Source organism: Arenibacter algicola (genome assembly GCF_000733925.1).
Taxonomy (GTDB): Bacteria; Bacteroidota; Bacteroidia; order Flavobacteriales; family Flavobacteriaceae; genus Arenibacter; species Arenibacter algicola.
On the sequence record NZ_JPOO01000001.1, the window covers coordinates 300,581 to 318,667 of the forward strand.

Genomic DNA, 18,087 nt, shown 5'->3' on the forward strand with positions numbered 1-18,087 from the left:
CGGGTTTTTGTACAAACTCAAAGATAAGTTTTTTTATTATTCGAATTTGTGATAACAGTTCAAAGCATCTCCAATTACGATAAAGCGTACCCTACTGCCATTACCATTGGCACTTTTGATGGGGTGCATATCGGTCATCGTAAAATATTGGAACGTCTCATAAATAATGCCAAAGTGCTGGAGTTGAAATCAACGGTACTCACTTTTTTCCCCCACCCTAGAATGGTGCTTCAAAAAGATGTCTCTATCAAGCTTTTGAATACCATTGATGAAAAAATCAAAATTTTGGAGGAATTGGGGATCGATTATTTAATTGTACACCCGTTTACCAAAGAATTTTCACGCTTGTCCGCAACACAGTTCGTTAGGGATATTTTGGTGAACGATTTAAAGACCAAAAAAATCATTATTGGTTACGATCATAGGTTTGGCAGGAATAGAAATGCCAATATAAACGATTTAGTAGCTTTCGGGAACGCCTTGGATTTTGAGGTGGAGGAAATATCGGCCCAAGAAGTGGATGATGTTTCCGTAAGTTCCACAAAAATCAGGAAAGCCTTGGAAGAGGGGGACATGAAAACGGCCAATATGTATTTGGGATATAATTATATGCTAACAGGGAGTATTGTAAAAGGAAAGGGAATAGGTAGAAAATTAAACTTTCCTACTGCCAATTTATCCATTCCCGAAGAATACAAGCTAATACCCAAGAACGGGGTCTATGTGGTGAGCAGTGTATTGGATGGCAAGACTGTATTTGGAATGATGAATATAGGTTTCAATCCTACCGTGGAGGGCAAGACAAAAAGTATCGAAATTAATTTCTTCGATTTTGATCAGGATCTTTACGGAAAAAAAATTCAGATCGATATTATTGATCGTATAAGGGATGAAAAAAAGTTCAATTCCCTAGAAGGTCTCCAGGCGCAATTGACAAAAGATAGGGAGACTTCCCTTTCCATAATCTCCAAGTAAATGTTGGATCGGTTTCTTTTTAAGCAAATCGATAATAGTCCGCTCCTAATTTTCAGGATATTTTTTGGCATTCTTGTAAGCCTTGAATGTTATGGGGCCATCGCCACAGGTTGGGTCAAAAAAAATCTGATAGACCCTGAGTTTACCTTTAATTTTATTGGTTTGGACTGGTTGCAGCCATTGCCCGGAATAGGTATGTATCTGTATTTTATTGTAATGGGCACCTTAGGGATTTTTATTGCCTTGGGATATAGATACCGATTTAGCGCCGGGGCCTTTACCCTGCTTTGGACCGCTGTTTACCTTATGCAAAAAACAGCGTACAACAATCATTATTACCTACTGATATTGATTGCCCTGATAATGGCTTTTATGCCTGCTAACCGGGATTATTCGCTGGATGCCAGGAGAAACCCTTCCATAAGGACCAATCATATGTCCGCCTATTTAAAATGGGCAATTGTTTTGCAGTTGTTCATTGTCTATACCTATGCCTCTGTGGCCAAGTTGTACGGGGATTGGTTGGATTTCAGTATTATAGAGATTCTTTTTAAAAATAAAAAGTCCTATCCTATCATTGGTGGACTGCTTCAAGAACCTTTGGTCCATAGGGTAGTTGGTATTTCTGGTATCCTGTTCGATTTGCTTATTGTACCTGCCCTCTTGTGGAAGCCTACTAGAAAATGGGCCTTTGTGGCTTCCCTGTTCTTTCATTTGTTTAATTCAATTGTTTTTCAAATAGGCATCTTTCCCTATTTGGCCCTAGCTTTTACGGTATTTTTTTTTGAACCTGAAACCATCCGGAAATTGTTTTTTAAAAAGAAGGAACCTTATTTGGAGAACGTTCTTACTGTACCTCCCCAAAGAGAATTGGTTTTGGGAATTTTGTCCCTTTATTTTTTGATCCAATTGGTCTTGCCTATCCGTCATTATTTTATAAAAGACGATGTGTTATGGACAGAGGAGGGCCATAGGATGAGTTGGAGAATGATGTTGCGTAGTAGGACCGGAATTACAACATTTAAAATAGTGAACCATACCAACGGGAATTCGTATCTGGTAAATTTGGACGATTATTTATCAAGGGGACAGAAAAGTAAAATTAAGTCCTATCCGGATTTTATGTGGCAGTTTGCACAACGCTTAAGGCGGGAATACACTGAAAAGGGAGAGGATATCTCGGTTTTTGTAAATTCAAGGGTTAGCATAAATGGAAAGCCATACCAAGAATTTATTGACCCAAAAATAGACCTTGGCAATGTGTCCTGGAACTATTTTGGGCATAATGATTGGATCTTGCCTTCCCCGTCCAAAAATTAGAGTAATAAGAATGCCCTAGGGTTTTCTAAAAGGGTGTGGCCCTATGGCAGAGTTGTAGCGGCATGCCCCATGGGTCTCGGAGCATTACCAAATGGCTGCCGTCTTCCTTTGTTATTTCCTCAACAAAACTGGCTCCTTTATCCAATAACCTAATCTTATCTTTTTCAGCATTTTTGGAAACAAATGCCATGTGAAAAGTAAGTGGATGTTTTGTTTTAAAATCTGTAATTTCTTCGTCCGGTCTATGATATAGTTCCAAAATTACACGTCCGGATGAATCTGAAAAAAAAGTCATGAAGGGAGCTTCCTTTTGCTCGCTTACTACCTTCAGCCCCAAATTGGCAACATACCAATCCTTAATATCCTTGATGTTTTTTACGTTCAACGCAATGTGTTCAAAAACCATGAAATTTAATTTTGCTAATTATATCTAGGCTAAATTTATGCCGAAAATCCGAAGATTAGGTTAAATTTGCACGATAAAAATCAAAAAAAATGTTGCAGTTACAGGCTATCCGTGAGGATAAGGAACAAATTGTTGAGGCTTTAAAAAAGCGTAATATTGACGCCTTTCCACTAATTGAGAACGTACTTCAATTGGATGAAAAACGACGAGCCCTACAGACACGCCTAGACAATACACTTGCCGAATCCAATAGTATTTCAAAGGAAATCGGCATTCTTTATAAAAGCGGTAAGGCGGCGGAAGCCAACGTTTTAAAGGAAAGAACCGGTAGTTTGAAGGAGGAGTCCAAGGAATTGAACGAGGCCTTGACAGTAACCGCAACCGATCTTCAAAATTTACTGTACCAAATTCCAAATGTTCCGCATGAATCGGTTCCAGCGGGTAGCACTGAGGAGGATAATGAAGAGGTATATAGGGAAGGGGACATCCCTACCTTAAAAGAGGGTGCACTTCCCCATTGGGAATTGGCCAAGAAATATGATATAATAGATTTTGAACTGGGAGTTAAGATAGCTGGCGCAGGATTTCCGGTGTACAAGGGTAAAGGTGCTCGATTGCAAAGAGCCCTTATTTCCTACTTTTTAGATAAAAATTCAGCCGCTGGTTATAATGAAATTCAAGTGCCACATTTGGTAAATGAGGCTTCAGGTTATGGCACGGGCCAGTTGCCCGATAAGGAGGGACAGATGTATCACGTAGGTGAGGACGATCTTTATCTAATCCCTACGGCCGAGGTGCCGGTAACCAATATTTTTAGGGATGTTATTCTAAACGAATCTGATTTCCCTATTACCCATACGGCATATACGCCTTGTTTTAGGAGGGAAGCCGGGAGTTACGGCGCCCATGTACGTGGACTTAACCGCTTGCACCAATTTGACAAGGTAGAAATAGTACGTGTGGAACATCCCGCTAAATCATATGAAGCCTTGGATGCTATGGTAGAGCATGTTAAAAACATACTTAGGGAACTAAAATTGCCTTATAGAATCTTACGACTTTGTGGAGGTGATCTGGGCTTTACTGCTGCCCTTACCTATGATTTTGAGGTCTTTTCAACGGCTCAGGATCGCTGGTTGGAAATTAGTTCGGTCTCCAATTTTGAAACCTTTCAGGCAAACCGATTAAAACTGCGCTATAAGGACGAAAATGGAAAAAGTCAATTGGCACACACTTTAAATGGCAGCTCCTTGGCCTTGCCCAGGGTATTGGCCGGAATATTGGAAAATTATCAGACAGAGGATGGAATCCAAATTCCTGAAGTTCTTATCCCGTATACCGGTTTTGATAAGATAGACTAAGGCTGGCCGACGGACCGGAAACATTAAAAACTGCTATGACTACCTGTGAAGGGGGTCATGTTTTATCCCAAGAAATATTGTTAAAAGGTTGGGTACATGGCAAAAATTGTCCTAGTAAGGTTTTTCGGAAAATCCGTTTTACCCTCCCGATATCTATCGGGACTAAAGGTAGCCTGATTTTCCTCGATTTCCCCCTTTATGGTCGGGGTCAAAAATTGAGGAAAATCTTTTGGAATTTAAAGTTGTGCCCACATATAATTCTTTATATTGGCCTTAACACCCACTTTGTACATTCTGCGTATCTTTGAAAAAAAGAATCTTTGCGACTACTTATTTCCATACTTATATTTTCTTGTTCCCAACTACTGGTTTCCCAGGAAGAATTTTTGGCGAAACAGTATTTTGAGGATGGTGCTTTTGATAAGGCCGTGGTATTCTATGAAAAGTTGGTTGCCAAAAACCCTTTGCGGACAGATTATGGCGAAGGCTTGGTAGCCTGCTACCAGCAATTGGAACAGTATGATAAGGCCGAAGAATTTTTACTGAAAGCGGTGAACGGGCAAAATATTTACCCTACCATGCTCATAGAGCTGGGGTACAATTACACCTTGCAGGACCAACCGGAAAAGGCGACCGAGTATTACAATGCAGCGCTTCAAAAAATAAACGAGAACCCTAATTTTGGTTATGGTCTGGGATATAGGTTTCAGAAATATGCTTTATTGGATTATGCCATAAAGGCGTACTCCATGGCAATGGAGCTTAATCCGAAATTGGATTATAATTTTCAGAAAGCAAGGATCTACGGGGAGCAGGGGAACATAGAGCAGATGTACGAATCCTATTTAAAATTAATAAGTGAAGGCAAGGCCTCACAGGCAAATGTGCTTCGTAATATTAACGATTTTATTAGTTCGGAGGCCGAGAATCCAAATAACATTAAATTCAAAAAGGTATTGCTTCAGAATGCACAAAGAAGCCCGGATATACTATGGAACGAATTGTTGAGTTGGCTTTTTGTTCAACAAAAACAATTCAAGAGTGCCTTTAACCAGGAAAAGGCCATTTACAAAAGGGGTGGAGAGACCTCTTTGCAACGTTTGCAGGGATTGGGAAAAATGGCGATGGAGGAACAGGATGTAGATACGGCAAAAGAGGTGTTTGTTTATATATCCGAAAATAGTACCGATGCCGTAGTGGCGCTAGACGCCCAGCTAAATCTTATAGAATTGGATCTATTGGAAGCCGATGATAAGGTTTGGGACAAGGTCCAAAAGAAATTTGATGATTTATTGGGCGTGTATGGTTATGAAATGGAGACCTTGCAGCTACAGATAGCCTACGCCAAATTTTTAACGTTCAATAAGAATAACCCCGAGCCTGCCATTGGGATATTACGTCAATGTTTGGAGCTGCCCCTAAATAATTATAGTAAATCCTATATTAAAAGTACTTTGGGGGATATTTTGGTCTATGACCGGCAGTTTAATCAGGCCTTGATCTATTTTTCGCAGATCCAGAAGGATTTAAAAAATGATGTCCTTGGTCAGGATGCCCGTTTTAAGGTGGCGCAAACTAGTTTTTACAAAGGGGATTTCGATTGGGCATTAACGCAATTGAAGATACTTAGGGGGTCTACCTCGCAATTGATTGCCAATGACGCTATGCAATTAAGCCTATTGATATCCGATAACTCATTGGAAGATTCTACCCAAACAGCTTTAAAGAAGTACGCCCGTGCCGATTTTTTGGCCTATCAAAATAAAAAGAAAGATGCTGTAGAACTATTGGAGGATATCCTCCAAAATCATAAAGGGGAAAAAATTGAGGATGAGGCACTTTTAAAACAGGCACAAATTTTAATCGAATTAAAGGATTATGAAAAGGCGGAATTTAACTACCTTAAAATAGTGGAATTCTATGCCAACGATATTTTGGCCGATGATGCCAATTTTGCCCTGGCGGAATTGTATCGCAACATCCTGGAGCAGCCTGAAAAGGCCAAGGCGCATTACGAGAAAATTATCTATAACTATCAGGATAGTTACTTTTTTCCACTGGCAAGAAGGAATTTCAGGATGTTGCGGGGAGACAGTATTAATTAATGTCAATGCCTTGGTCCATCCAAAAACGAATATAAATATTCCCGTTTGGGAATGCAATGACGAAGCATGTATATTTACAATGTTACCATGAATATTGAAGAATCGATTCAGGGACAGTGGCTGTCCTGGATGAAGGAGGTACATATCCCCGAGATGTTGGAAACAGGAAAGTTTACCAAGGCTCTAATGTCCCAAGTTTTGGTGGAGGAGGAGATGGGAGGAATTACCTATTCCATTCAATATACCACCGATTCCAAAGAAACCCTTCAAAAATATTACGCCGAAGATGCAGAAAGACTGCGTAAAAAAGTGATGGAACTCTTTGCGGGCAAGTTTGTTGCCTTTAGGACAGAGTTGGCGATCATTAGCGAACATTAATTAAATACGCAGCGCCATGAGCAAAAAAGGAAAAAAATCCTTTCATTCCAAAAAGGAAAAGTTCAATAGACCCTGGCAGGAGGAAAGTCCGGTGAAAGCAAAAAAACATTTAGGGCAACATTTTTTGAAAGATGAGGCCGTCGCCAAAAAAATTGGGGAAACGCTAAAATTGAACGGATATCGCAATGTTATAGAAATTGGGCCCGGTACCGGGGTGCTCACCAAATATTTATTGGAAAAGGATATCGATTTGGTGGCAATGGATCTGGATGAGGAATCTATAATTTACCTTAACCACAGCTTTCCTTTGGAGCACAATAGTCTAATGCAGCGCAAGGGCGAGTTTAAGGTTTTGGAGGCCGATTTTTTAAAGTATGACCTATGGACCCTTTTTGGGGAAGAGCAGTTCGCTATTACTGGCAATTTTCCCTATAATATTTCCACCCAGATCGTCTTTAAGATGCTGGAATTTAAGGATCAGATTCCTGAATTCACCGGGATGTTCCAAAAAGAGGTGGCCGAAAGGATTTGTGAAAAGGAAGGGAGCAAGGCCTATGGGATACTTTCCGTTTTGGTACAGGCATTTTACGAGGCCGAATATTTATTTACGGTTTCGCCCCAAGTTTTCGATCCACCTCCCAAAGTGCAGTCCGGAGTGTTGCGACTTACCAGAAAGGAAATTTTTCAGTTGGACGTGGATGAAAGACTCTTCAAGCAGGTGGTCAAGGCAGCATTTAACCAGCGCAGAAAGACCATTCGTAACAGTTTAAAAACATTCAATCTTTCCGATGTTCTCAAAGAAGATGCTATATTTGGCCTGCGTCCGGAGCAACTGAGCGTTGAGGACTTTATTTCGTTGACACAGAAGATAGCAAATGATACCATTTAAACTCACCGAGGAATATTTAGCTGAAATAGAACAGCTAATAGACAACCAGCAGGACGGGCAATTGTCCGCATTGTTGGCCGAGGTGCATTATGCGGATGTGGCAGAGATTATCAACGAATTGGACGAGGACCATGCCACCTATCTAATTAAACTTCTGGATAGTGAAAAAACATCGGAAACCCTTACGGAGTTGGATGTTGATGTCAGGGAGGCCATCCTTGCCAATCTTTCCGCCAAGGAAATTGCCGGGGAATTGGACGAGTTGGATACCGATGATGCCGCAGATATCATAGGGGAACTGCCCAAAAATATGGTCCAAGAGGTAATTTCCGAATTGGAGGACAGGGAGCATGCCAAACATATTGTGGACCTGTTGCGCTATGATGAAAATTCGGCGGGTGGACTTATGGCCAAGGAGTTGGTAAAGGTCAATGAGAATTGGAACGTCCTTACCTGCGTAAAGGAAATGAGGGCACAGGCGGAAAACGTAACTAGGGTGCACTCCATTTATGTGGTAGATGATGAAGGCAAACTTAAGGGGCGACTTTCCCTCAAGGATTTGCTTACTACCTCTACCAAGACCCATATCAGTGAAGTATATATCCCCAAGGTAGATGCCGTTAATGTAAATGAAAAACCAGAGGAAGTAGCCAAGATTATGTCCAAATACGATTTGGAAGCCATTCCCGTGGTCGACGAAATTGGCAGGCTGGTGGGCCGTATTACCATAGACGATATTGTGGACGTTATTAGGGAAGAGGCGGAGAAGGATTATCAATTGGCAGCAGGTATTTCCCAAGATGTGGAGGCAGATGATAGTATTTGGGACCTTACCCGTGCCAGATTGCCCTGGTTGTTTCTGGGCCTATTGGGAGGCGTAGGGGCTGCGGCCATCATGGGCGGCTTCGAGACCCTGATGAGCGATTATGGAGTGCTGTTTTTCTTTACCCCGTTAATAGCTGCGATGGCCGGGAACGTAGGGGTGCAATCCAGTGCCATAATGGTGCAGGGATTGGCCAATGACGATCTTAAAGGGAGTATCACTGGCCGACTTATCAAGGAAATGTTGTTGGCCCTGCTCAATGGAACCGTTTTGGCGTCCATACTGTTATTTTTTACCTGGCTTTGGAAAGGAAGTTTTCTTACCTCCCTGGCCATTTCCATTTCTTTGATTACCGTAACCGTGGTAGCAGGGATTATAGGAACTTTTATTCCGCTGTTTCTGCACAAAAGGGGCATAGACCCCGCCATAGCCACGGGACCGTTTATTACCACAAGCAACGATATTTTCGGGATTTTGATCTATTTTTCAATCGCCAAGGTTATTTTGGGTATTTAGGGCACTCCGCCTTCTTTGGCGGCGGCGGGCTTTCCGCGCTACATGGTAGCCAGCTGCAATCCCTAGTGCAAGATCTTTGTTTAATTTATGAAGCCTGTTTCCCGGTTACCAACCAATTGGCACAGATGACGTAAAGTTGGCGCAAAGATGACGTTAGCACAAAACCTGATCCGATTTAGTTTTGTTTTAAATTATTAAAACACCAAGAATGAAAAATGGAAATTTAGCAAAAAGGGTAAAGGAATTAAGAAAGAGAAATGGCTTGTCCCAAGAGGAACTGACTGAAAATTCAGGATTAAGTTTAAGAACAATTCAGCGCATTGAGACTGGAGAAACCCAACCGACCGGTGACACCCTTAAAAGAATTGCCAAGGTACTAAATGTTACGCCAAATGAGCTAGTGGATTGGACCATTATGGAAGACAAGGGATTTTTGAAAGCCCTTAATTTGTCCGCACTTACATTCCTGTTCTTTCCCATACTTGGAATATTGGTGCCACTAATAATGTGGATTTCCAAAAAGGACAAATTAAAGGACCTTAACAAGATAGGCAGGGATGTTATCAATTTTGAAATTACTTGGACAGTATTGCTTTTTCTTGGGTTTCTGTTAAATGCTGTTTACATGGCTTATTATTGGGAAACAAATGGAGTTGTTTCCGCAAGTAGCATACTTTCCAGTGTGAGGTTCAATATGTTCTTTCTAATTTTTATGTATTTGTTTAATCTCGTATTCGTAATTTTTAATACGGTTTTAATTGATAGGAATAAGCAGGTTAGGTATTTCCCAAAAATTAATTTCGTAAGAAAATGATGAAGTTGTTGAAGGCATGGCCTTTTACCTTGCTCCTTTACTCTCATGCTTCACTTTGTCTAAATGACTAATTTCTAATTAATGTTTTTGAGAACAAAAAGATGTGATTTATAGATTGTCCCTATATTTAAATCTTAAAATAGTCCAGTTTCTTGTTTCCAGTAGTCCAAGGGTCTTGTATCTTTGCTGTTCAATATTTAGTTATGAAAGTTCTCCATTTAGATGTTAACCATCCCTTGATCATTGAGCAATTCAATGCCCTGGGATTTCAAAATGATGAAGATTATACCTCCTCCAAGGAGGAAATTGAAAAGAAAATAGCCAATTATGATGGTGTTATCATCAGAAGTAGGTTCACTATTGATGAGGCCTTTTTGGATAAGGCGGTCAACCTTAAGTTTATTGGCCGCTTGGGTGCAGGTCTGGAAAACATAGATACCGATCATGCCAAGCGACTGGGAATCTTTTTAGCTGCTGCCCCAGAGGGGAATAGGAATGCCGTTGGGGAACATGCGCTGGGAATGCTATTGTCCCTTTTCAATAGATTGAACAAGGCGGACAGGGAGGTAAGAAATGGCAAATGGGACCGGGAAGGAAACCGTGGGATAGAGCTGGAAGGCAAAACGGTAGGCATCATTGGCTATGGAAATATGGGTAAGGCCTTTGCCAAAAAATTAAAGGGCTTTGATGTGGAAGTTATATGCTACGACATAGTTGGTGGTGTAGGGGATGAGAATGCCAGACAGGTTGGGATAATGGAATTTAAGCAAAGGTCCGAAGTCGTTAGCCTTCATGTACCCCAGACTCCTTCTACCATAAATATGATCAATACCGATTTTCTAAAGGATTTCAAGAATCCCCTTTGGTTGATAAATACCGCAAGAGGGAAATGTGTGGTTACGGAAGACCTTGTTGTGGCAATGAAAGAGGGCAAGGTGCTCGGAGCAGGTTTGGATGTACTGGAATATGAGAAAAAATCTTTTGAAGATATGTTTGGCGGGTCAGAATTGCCAGAGGCCTTTACGTATTTGATAAAGGCCAATAATGTACTGCTTACTCCGCATGTTGCGGGATGGACAGTGGAGAGCAAAATAAAATTGGCGCAAACGGTGGTGGACAAGATCAAGGAAAAATTCTGCTAAGCAAGGCCAGAAGCCTCTAATTTTGATCTTTTAAGCCATAGGGTCCATTGGTTATTGTACTGGACACTCTCCCTTCGGAGTTTGAGATTTTATAAATAGAAGATCATGAAAAATAGAGTTACAGGATTGGGCGGTTTTTTCTTTAAGACCAAAGACCCTAATGCAATTAAACAATGGTACAATAAACATTTAGGACTCAATACGGATCAATACGGCTGTACATTTTGGTGGAAGGACAAGGAGGGGCAGGACTGCTCTACCCAATGGAGCCCCATGAAGGACGATACCAATTATTTTAAACCTAGCAAATCCCCTTTTATGATGAACTTCCGAGTAGAGAATTTGGAGGAATTGCTGAAAGTTCTAAGGCTGGAAGGAGTTACTGTTGTAGGCGAAATAGAGGAATACAGTTACGGTAAATTCGGTTGGATATTGGATCCTGATGGTAACAAGCTGGAATTGTGGGAGCCCAATGACAAAGCGTTTCTTTGATTAGAAAATAATTATTACATTTAGTACTATTATTAATCAACTAAAACACTACCATGTCAGAAGAAAATAAAGATTTAGGGGATAAGGCCAAAGACGCTGCAAAAGGTGCCAAAAAATCGGCCAAAGAGTTTGCCAAGGATGCCAAGGAATCTGCAAAGGAGTTTGCGGAAGATACCAAAGAGGCTGCCAAGGAATTTAAGGAAGACACTAAGGAAGCTGCCAAGGATTTTGGTCAGGAGGCCAAAAAAACCGCTGATGAATTTAAGGAAGGTCTGGCAAGTGCAGGTGGGGATAATAAGAAAATTCTGGCCGGGGTCCTAGCCATTGTCTTTGGACAATTAGGTGTCCATAAGTTTATACTGGGATATCAAAAAGAGGGAATAATTATGTTGGTAGCAACCGTAATAGGCTATGCAACTATGTGTTTAATTATAGGGAGTTTTATTGTAATGGCTACTGCCATTGTGGGGCTAATAGAAGGTATTATATATTTGACCAAAAGCGATGAGGATTTCTATAACACCTATCAGGTAGGTAAGAAGCCTTGGTTCTAAGAATATATTGAAGTCAGATTATTTATGGTCTGACTTTCTTTTTATCAATATTAATCGTAATATTACGATAAATTGAAATGCTAAACCAAGGGTCTTTTTAAGACCTAGGTTTGTTCCAAAAAGTATATTCATGGAGATACGCACTATGAAAAACAGCGATTGGCCTGCAGTTGCTGAAATTTACCAGCAGGGCATGGATACGGGCTTTGCTACCTTCGAAAAAGTAGTCCCTTCCTTTGAGGTGTGGGATGCAAGTCATCTTGCGGTAGGAAGATTGGTGGCCGTTAATGGGGAAACCATATTGGGCTGGGCAGCACTTTCCCCTGTATCCAGCAGATGTGTTTATGGAGGGGTGGCCGAGGTTAGTGTTTATATAGGACAGGGCAATAGGGGCCAAGGTGTGGGTAAAATGCTAATGCAGCAGTTGATTGTTGAAAGTGAAAAAGCGGGTTTATGGACCCTGCAATCGGGAATATTTCCGGAAAATGAAGGAAGTGTGGAATTACATCTCAAAATGGGGTTCCGTTTTATAGGCAAAAGGGAGCGCGTAGGCAAACGGGATAATGTCTGGAAGGATAATCTTCTCTTTGAAAGAAGAAGTACAGTAGTGGGCGTGGATTAGCCTAATGCTAGCGCTTTTAGGATTGCCTTAGGGAGAAAACCCTAGGCAGGGTTTCCTTCATCCTGTTGCCCCTCGGCCAATTTTCGTTCCAATTCCGCCTGAAACTCTTCCATAACGGGCTTTACCGTGCTTTCAGGGAGGTCGGCAATTTTAATATACATTAAACCGTCTACCGAGTTGTTGAACAAGGGATCCACATTAAAGGCCACCACTTTAGCATTCTGTTTAATGTATTTTTTGATCAATACCGGGAGTCTTAGACTTCCTGGCTCCACTTCTTCAATAAGCCTGTCGAATTTGTTGAGATCAGCTTCGGTTTCATCAAAAATAAAATCTTTGTCCGCATCGTTAAGCTTCACCTTAAATTCCTTTTTGGGCCTAATGTATTGCGCCACGTACGGATCCCAATAATTACTTTTCATAAATTCTATCATCAAGGACTTTGAAAAGTTGGAAAACTGGTTACTGATACTTACCCCTCCAATTAAATATTTGTGGTCAGGGAAGCGTAAGGTAGTATGTACAATCCCCTTCCATAAAAGAAATAAGGGCATTGGTTTTTGCTGATATTCCTTGATGATGTAGGCCCTGCCCATTTCTATTGATTGGGACATCATGCCGTATAGTTCAGGTTCAAATCTAAATAGGTCCTGTAAGTAAAACCCGTCTATTCCGTATTCCTCAAATATTTCCGAGCCCATACCCATACGGTAGGCCCCAACGATTACTTTGTCCTCGTCGTCCCAAAGAAAGAGGTGGCGGTAATAATTATCAAACTTATCCAGATCAATGGCGTTATTGGTCCCTTCCCCTATGGCCCTAAATGTAACCTCCCTTTGTCTGCCAATTTCATTCAGAATAAAGGGCATATCCGTCGCCTTGGCCAAAAAGACCTCATAATTTTTGCTTTGTAACAGTCTGCAGTCTTTCTCCCTTAGGCGTTCAATCTCCTCCTGTATGACCTCAGTGCGCACGGCTGCGGCTATTTTTCTTGGGGCCTTCGGTATTTTTAAACTTGTTGGAATCTGGTCCAATAGCCTTTCCTTCTCATAGGCATTGGAAAGCATATAGGTCTTGCGCCTTAAAAGGTCTGCAAATTCTGCCAAATTTTCCTGTTCGTTCTGAGTTTGTACGGAAATAGGTTGCCCAATACGTACCTTGATAATCCTGTTCTTTTGGGTGGTTACTTCAGACGGTAGTTTGGCTGTACGGAATACGTCGCTTATCTTGGATAAACGATAAAACAACCTACTGTTTTTAGCGTGAAAATAGATGGGAACCACAGGTACCTCTGCCCGGCGTATTAGTTTTAGGGCAGCTTCCTCCCAAGGTTTGTCTACAATTAATTTTCCGTCCCTGTAGGTAGAAACTTCCCCCGCTGGAAAAATTCCCAAAGGGTGGCCGTCCTGCAAATGCTTCATGGCGCTCTTGAACCCTGAAATACTGCTTTTGGCATCCTTGTGTGTCTCAAAAGGATTTACAGGCAGTATATAGGGGGACATGGGTTCTATCCTGTTCAATAGGAAGTTGGCGATTATCTTAAAATCGGATCTATGGTTTAAAAGTAGTTTTAGAAGTAGCACCCCGTCTATCCCACCAAGCGGATGATTGGAAATGGTAATATAGCAACCTTGTTTGGGCAGGCGTTTAAAATCTTCCTCGGGAATCTCGAATTTTATTTCATAATGGTCCAAAATGGCATCCAAAAAGGCCAGTCCATCCAAATGCTTGTGTTGGTCGTAAAATTGGTTGATACTGGAAATCTTGGTTACTTTCATAAGCACCCATCCAATAAACGTTCCCAGAAAGCCGTATTTATCCAAGTTAATAGCCTTCGCTACCTCCTTTGCGGTTACTAAACCCATACCTTAGTGTAATTTGGTAACCGCTAAGATAGGAAAATCACTACAGCTATCCTTATTTATACTTTCCAACCAATTATTTCAATGCCCTATTGCACTACCAATTGTACTGTTTCCTTGCCACGTTGTTCAAGCAGGATTTCCTTGCCATTTTGGAGACTTGTTAAAGCTTCGGTGTCAAAATGCCTAATGGTATATAGGGAAACACCCTCATGATGCACCACCTTGAACCTACTTTTTAACAGGTTTAAAAGCTCCTCTAATTTGTCAAATTTATTATCGACACATACAGAAAAACTAATGGCGGAATTTTGTATCAGATCTACTTTCATCTGATGGTCGTGCAATAATTTAAATAGTTCGCTGATACTATCTTCCACAATGAACGAAAAATCCAAGGAGGATAGCTTCATTAGCACTTGGTTCTTTTTTACGATAAAACAGGGAACCTTAGGTTCTATCCCAATGCCTTTTCCGACTGTGGTTCCTTTGTCCTTAGGGTTAATAAAGGATTTAACGTGTAAGGGTATTTCTTTTCTCTGCAATGGTTGCAAAGTTTTTGGGTGAATTACGGAAGCCCCATAAAAGGCAAGTTCAATGGCTTCCCGATAAGAGATTTTGTTTAATAATTCTGTTTTTTCAAAATATCTTGGATCGGCATTTAAAACCCCTGGAACATCTTTCCAAATCGTTACTTCCTCGGCATTTAGGCAATAGGCCAAAATAGCAGCAGTGTAGTCAGAACCCTCACGGCCCAAAGTAGTGGTAAAGTTGTTATCATCACTTCCTAAAAAGCCCTGTGTAATATTTAGTTTATGCTTATCTACCTTCTCGTTGACGTTTATTTGCGTTTTATCCCAATTTACTTTGGCATCGCGATAATCGTCGTTGGTCTTGATCAAAGAGCGCACGTCCAACCATTGATTGGCTATTCCAATTTCATTTAAATAGGCGCTGAGAATGGTGGTAGAAACCAATTCGCCATAACCTACAACCTGATCATATACAAATCCATGTTTAGGAGATTTGTTCCAGACCAAAAAGCCCTGTACTTCATCAAAAAGTGTTTTTACCTTGGCAAAAACCGGATGCTTGTCATTGGGAAACAAGTCGTGCAGAATGTTGTCATGATATTGAATAACCTCATGCACTGCTGCCGGTAATAAAGACTTATCCTTAAAATAGGCATTTACAACATCTTCCATGGCATTGGTCGTCTTCCCCATGGCCGATACTACCAAAAGGGTGTTGTCATGACCAACTTCCTCTAAAACCCTAACAACGTTTTTTACACTGCTTGCATCTTTTACCGATGCTCCTCCAAATTTAAAAACCCTCATAACTTATTTAAAAATGTTTTAATTCCTTTTTCGTCCAAATGAACTACATTCCAATCCCTCAAAACTCTGGCGCCTTTACTTTCGTAAAACGAAATCGCCGGGTCATTCCAGTCCAAGACCTCCCAGCTAATACGTTTAACCCCAAGTTGATATCCGTGCTCCACTACTTTTGCCAACAAGGCCGCACCCAGCCCACTACCTCTCATTGCTTCGGTAACTATCAGATCTTCCAAGTGTATAATTGGACCTTTCCAAGTGGAGTACCTACTGTACAAAAGGGCCATCCCTACCACATCCCCATCAGTTTCCGCAACATAGCAATGGAACAATTTGTCCGTGCCAAATCCATCCGTTTTTAAATCCTCTACCGTAACCTCTACGGCATTGTCCTCCTTTTCAAAAACGGCCAATTCCTGGATCAGTTTATGTACCTGGGCCATATCCTTGGCTTCGGCATCTCGAATAATGTACTTCATAATTGTTACAAATAAAACACAAAGTTATAAATTTAAAAAATCATTATTTTACGAAAACGTTGTAGTTTCACAAATTAACCGATATTTGTGCTCAAATAAACAAAGCTTTTGTAATGCACAGAAAAAATACGACCCTGGGAGAATTCATTATTGAAAACCAATCTTCTTTCCAATATTCCTCCGGAGAACTTTCCAAACTTATAAACGCTATTAGATTGGCGGCAAAAGTAGTAAACCACGAGGTAAATAAGGCGGGATTGGTAGATATTATTGGGGCGGCAGGGGATACCAATATTCAGGGGGAGGACCAACAAAAATTGGATGTTCTGGCCAACGAAAAATTTATTCAGACCTTAATTAATCGTGAAATTGTCTGTGGGATAGCCTCCGAGGAAGAAGATGATTTTATCAGTATTAATAGTAGTGATAACCAACACCAAAACAAATACATTGTATTGATAGATCCCTTGGATGGTTCGGCCAATATAGATGTGAATGTTTCCGTAGGGACCATTTTCTCCATATACAGAAGGGTTACCCCTATTGGCACCCCTGTTTCCCTAGAAGATTTTTTGCAGCCTGGCAGGGCGCAAATAGCGGCAGGCTATATTGTTTATGGAACTTCGACCATGTTGGTGTATACTACTGGCGACGGGGTGAACGGATTTACCTTAAATCCGGCCCTGGGAACTTTTTATCTTTCCCATCCCAATATGGAGTTTCCCGAAACGGGCAAAATTTACTCGGTAAACGAGGGTAATTATGTACACTTCCCCCAAGGTGTAAAGGATTACATTAAATATTGCCAAAAGGAGGAAGGGGATAGGCCGTATACCTCAAGATACATTGGTTCCCTGGTTTCCGATTTCCATAGAAATATGATCAAGGGCGGAATTTATTTATATCCCAAGAGCAGTGTTGCAGCGGAGGGTAAATTGCGTTTGCTCTACGAATGCAATCCAATGGCATTTATTGCCGAACAGGCCAAAGGGAAGGCCAGTAATGGGTTTGGTCCCATTTTGGACATTAAACCTACCGAACTGCATATGAGGGTGCCCTTCTTCTGTGGAAGCAAAAAAATGGTAGAAAAGGCAGAGGAGTTTATGCAGGCCGCAAAATAGGAAAAGGAGCCAATAGCTCCTTTTCTTAATTATATGGATATCGGATATTAGTGTTTCAAAAGGTACAAATAGTCCTCAAAACTTATTTTTCCAGTAAAAATATCTATAGATCTTTTAATGATCAGATTGGCACTTTCGGACCTGTACCCCAAACCTATGGCGTATTTGGTGATTAGGGCTCTTTCCTCCTCATCAATTACATTGTCAACGAAGATAATTCTGAACAAATCGAATAACCTTTCCAAACGCTCTTCAGAACTGGCAGGTGGATTAATAGGATATTTGTTATCCGATTTCATAACTTCTTTATATTCATCCTCCGTAATATCAAGCTTATTGGCAAAACGGTCCAATAATTCCCTTTCCTTAGAGTTTATTTCGCCGTCAATGGCGGCCAAAGTAGCAATAGATGCAAAATGCGCTAAATTTCTTCTGTGCGTACCACTACTATATAAATCAACATAAGACATACTCATAATATTTATTTGCAACAAAGATAAATTTTTAGAAAAGTTTATTTATAAATTTCTTTAATTATTTCACAGTGGTTTCGTTACCGAAGGTTGCGACCATGGGGCTAAGAGTTGGAAAGTTTGGTTTAATAGTGCGGTTTGCCCCGTCCATTTAAGGGACGGGAATATTTAACTTGCCGATCAGTATTTTAATTCTTGAGCTTGGTAATAACAGATGGCCAAAAGACCAAGGTAAAATGATAGTTTCTTTCAACGGATAGTTGTAAATATCTAAGTAACAGGATTTAGTAGGTAATTGTATAATTTCCATTAATAATTTATAGCTTGTTCGGGCATTTTTAAATACCCCTTTATTATAAGCCGAATAAAAAGAGGTGTTTTTTATTTATTGTGATATCTTTGACTATATCAACTACTA

General features: G+C 40.7%; 18 protein-coding genes. 13 read left to right on the plus strand and 5 right to left on the minus strand.

What is annotated here, in order from left to right:
* Positions 1-48: 48 nt before the first annotated feature.
* Both U735_RS0101265 and U735_RS0101270 read left to right on the plus strand, forming a co-directional pair.
* Positions 49-975: a bifunctional riboflavin kinase/FAD synthetase gene (locus tag U735_RS0101265; protein ID WP_031442091.1), complete on the plus strand. Its 927-nt coding sequence runs from the start codon at positions 49-51 to the stop codon at positions 973-975.
* Positions 976-2,295, plus strand: a complete 1,320-nt coding sequence (locus U735_RS0101270; RefSeq protein ID WP_031442092.1) for an HTTM domain-containing protein — start codon at positions 976-978, stop codon at positions 2,293-2,295. It abuts the gene before it with no gap.
* Between the two features lie 25 nt (positions 2,296-2,320).
* Here the strand turns inward: U735_RS0101270 and U735_RS0101275 are convergent, their stop codons facing one another.
* The gene (locus U735_RS0101275; protein WP_031442093.1) at positions 2,321-2,701 is read right to left on the minus strand and encodes a VOC family protein; all 381 of its coding nucleotides are present in this window, start codon (positions 2,699-2,701) and stop codon (positions 2,321-2,323) included.
* An 89-nt stretch (positions 2,702-2,790) separates the two neighbouring features.
* On the opposite strand from U735_RS0101275, the gene serS reads away from it, so the two are divergent.
* From serS to U735_RS0101330, 10 genes are all read left to right on the plus strand, one after another.
* Positions 2,791-4,062, plus strand: coding sequence for a serine--tRNA ligase (gene serS, locus U735_RS0101280; protein WP_031442094.1), 1,272 nt, complete (start codon positions 2,791-2,793; stop codon positions 4,060-4,062).
* Positions 4,063-4,382: 320 nt separating this feature from the next.
* Positions 4,383-6,167 carry a tetratricopeptide repeat protein gene (locus U735_RS0101290; RefSeq protein WP_031442095.1) on the plus strand — a complete coding sequence of 595 codons (1,785 nt, stop codon included), beginning with the start codon at positions 4,383-4,385 and terminating at the stop codon, positions 6,165-6,167.
* 66 nt (positions 6,168-6,233) lie between these two features.
* Positions 6,234-6,545 (plus strand): DUF4286 family protein, encoded by a 312-nt coding sequence (locus U735_RS0101295; RefSeq protein ID WP_031442096.1) that lies wholly within the window; start codon positions 6,234-6,236, stop codon positions 6,543-6,545.
* A gap of 16 nt (positions 6,546-6,561) precedes the next feature.
* Complete coding sequence (gene rsmA / locus U735_RS0101300; protein ID WP_031442097.1) at positions 6,562-7,434, plus strand: 16S rRNA (adenine(1518)-N(6)/adenine(1519)-N(6))-dimethyltransferase RsmA; 873 nt, start codon at positions 6,562-6,564, stop codon at positions 7,432-7,434.
* Complete coding sequence (gene mgtE / locus U735_RS0101305) at positions 7,421-8,773, plus strand: magnesium transporter (RefSeq protein ID WP_031442098.1); 1,353 nt, start codon at positions 7,421-7,423, stop codon at positions 8,771-8,773. Before rsmA ends, mgtE begins: the two co-directional genes overlap by 14 nt.
* 208 nt (positions 8,774-8,981) lie before the next feature.
* Positions 8,982-9,587 carry a helix-turn-helix domain-containing protein gene (locus tag U735_RS24345; protein ID WP_034247948.1) on the plus strand — a complete coding sequence of 202 codons (606 nt, stop codon included), beginning with the start codon at positions 8,982-8,984 and terminating at the stop codon, positions 9,585-9,587.
* Positions 9,588-9,790: 203 nt separating this feature from the next.
* The gene (locus U735_RS0101315) at positions 9,791-10,729 is read left to right on the plus strand and encodes a 2-hydroxyacid dehydrogenase (RefSeq protein ID WP_031442100.1); all 939 of its coding nucleotides are present in this window, start codon (positions 9,791-9,793) and stop codon (positions 10,727-10,729) included.
* Between the two features lie 105 nt (positions 10,730-10,834).
* The gene (locus U735_RS0101320; protein ID WP_031442101.1) at positions 10,835-11,221 is read left to right on the plus strand and encodes a VOC family protein; all 387 of its coding nucleotides are present in this window, start codon (positions 10,835-10,837) and stop codon (positions 11,219-11,221) included.
* A 53-nt stretch (positions 11,222-11,274) separates the two neighbouring features.
* Positions 11,275-11,775: a TM2 domain-containing protein gene (locus tag U735_RS0101325; RefSeq protein ID WP_031442102.1), complete on the plus strand. Its 501-nt coding sequence runs from the start codon at positions 11,275-11,277 to the stop codon at positions 11,773-11,775.
* Positions 11,776-11,905: 130 nt separating this feature from the next.
* Positions 11,906-12,397 (plus strand): GNAT family N-acetyltransferase, encoded by a 492-nt coding sequence (locus U735_RS0101330; RefSeq protein ID WP_031442103.1) that lies wholly within the window; start codon positions 11,906-11,908, stop codon positions 12,395-12,397.
* A gap of 41 nt (positions 12,398-12,438) precedes the next feature.
* Here U735_RS0101330 and U735_RS0101335 read toward each other — a convergent pair whose 3' ends face one another.
* The 3 genes from U735_RS0101335 to U735_RS0101345 form a co-directional block, all read right to left on the minus strand.
* Positions 12,439-14,262: a GNAT family N-acyltransferase gene (locus U735_RS0101335; RefSeq protein WP_031442104.1), complete on the minus strand. Its 1,824-nt coding sequence runs from the start codon at positions 14,260-14,262 to the stop codon at positions 12,439-12,441.
* 86 nt (positions 14,263-14,348) lie between these two features.
* Positions 14,349-15,599, minus strand: coding sequence for an aspartate kinase (locus U735_RS0101340; protein ID WP_031442105.1), 1,251 nt, complete (start codon positions 15,597-15,599; stop codon positions 14,349-14,351).
* The gene (locus tag U735_RS0101345; protein ID WP_031442106.1) at positions 15,596-16,075 is read right to left on the minus strand and encodes a GNAT family N-acetyltransferase; all 480 of its coding nucleotides are present in this window, start codon (positions 16,073-16,075) and stop codon (positions 15,596-15,598) included. Before U735_RS0101345 ends, U735_RS0101340 begins: the two co-directional genes overlap by 4 nt.
* A gap of 113 nt (positions 16,076-16,188) precedes the next feature.
* Here U735_RS0101345 and fbp point away from each other — a divergent pair, with 113 nt between their 5' ends.
* Positions 16,189-17,196, plus strand: coding sequence for a class 1 fructose-bisphosphatase (gene fbp / locus U735_RS0101350; RefSeq protein WP_031442107.1), 1,008 nt, complete (start codon positions 16,189-16,191; stop codon positions 17,194-17,196).
* A 47-nt stretch (positions 17,197-17,243) separates the two neighbouring features.
* Here fbp and U735_RS0101355 read toward each other — a convergent pair whose 3' ends face one another.
* Complete coding sequence (locus U735_RS0101355; RefSeq protein WP_031442108.1) at positions 17,244-17,666, minus strand: tellurite resistance TerB family protein; 423 nt, start codon at positions 17,664-17,666, stop codon at positions 17,244-17,246.
* Between the last annotated feature and the right edge of the window lie 421 nt (positions 17,667-18,087).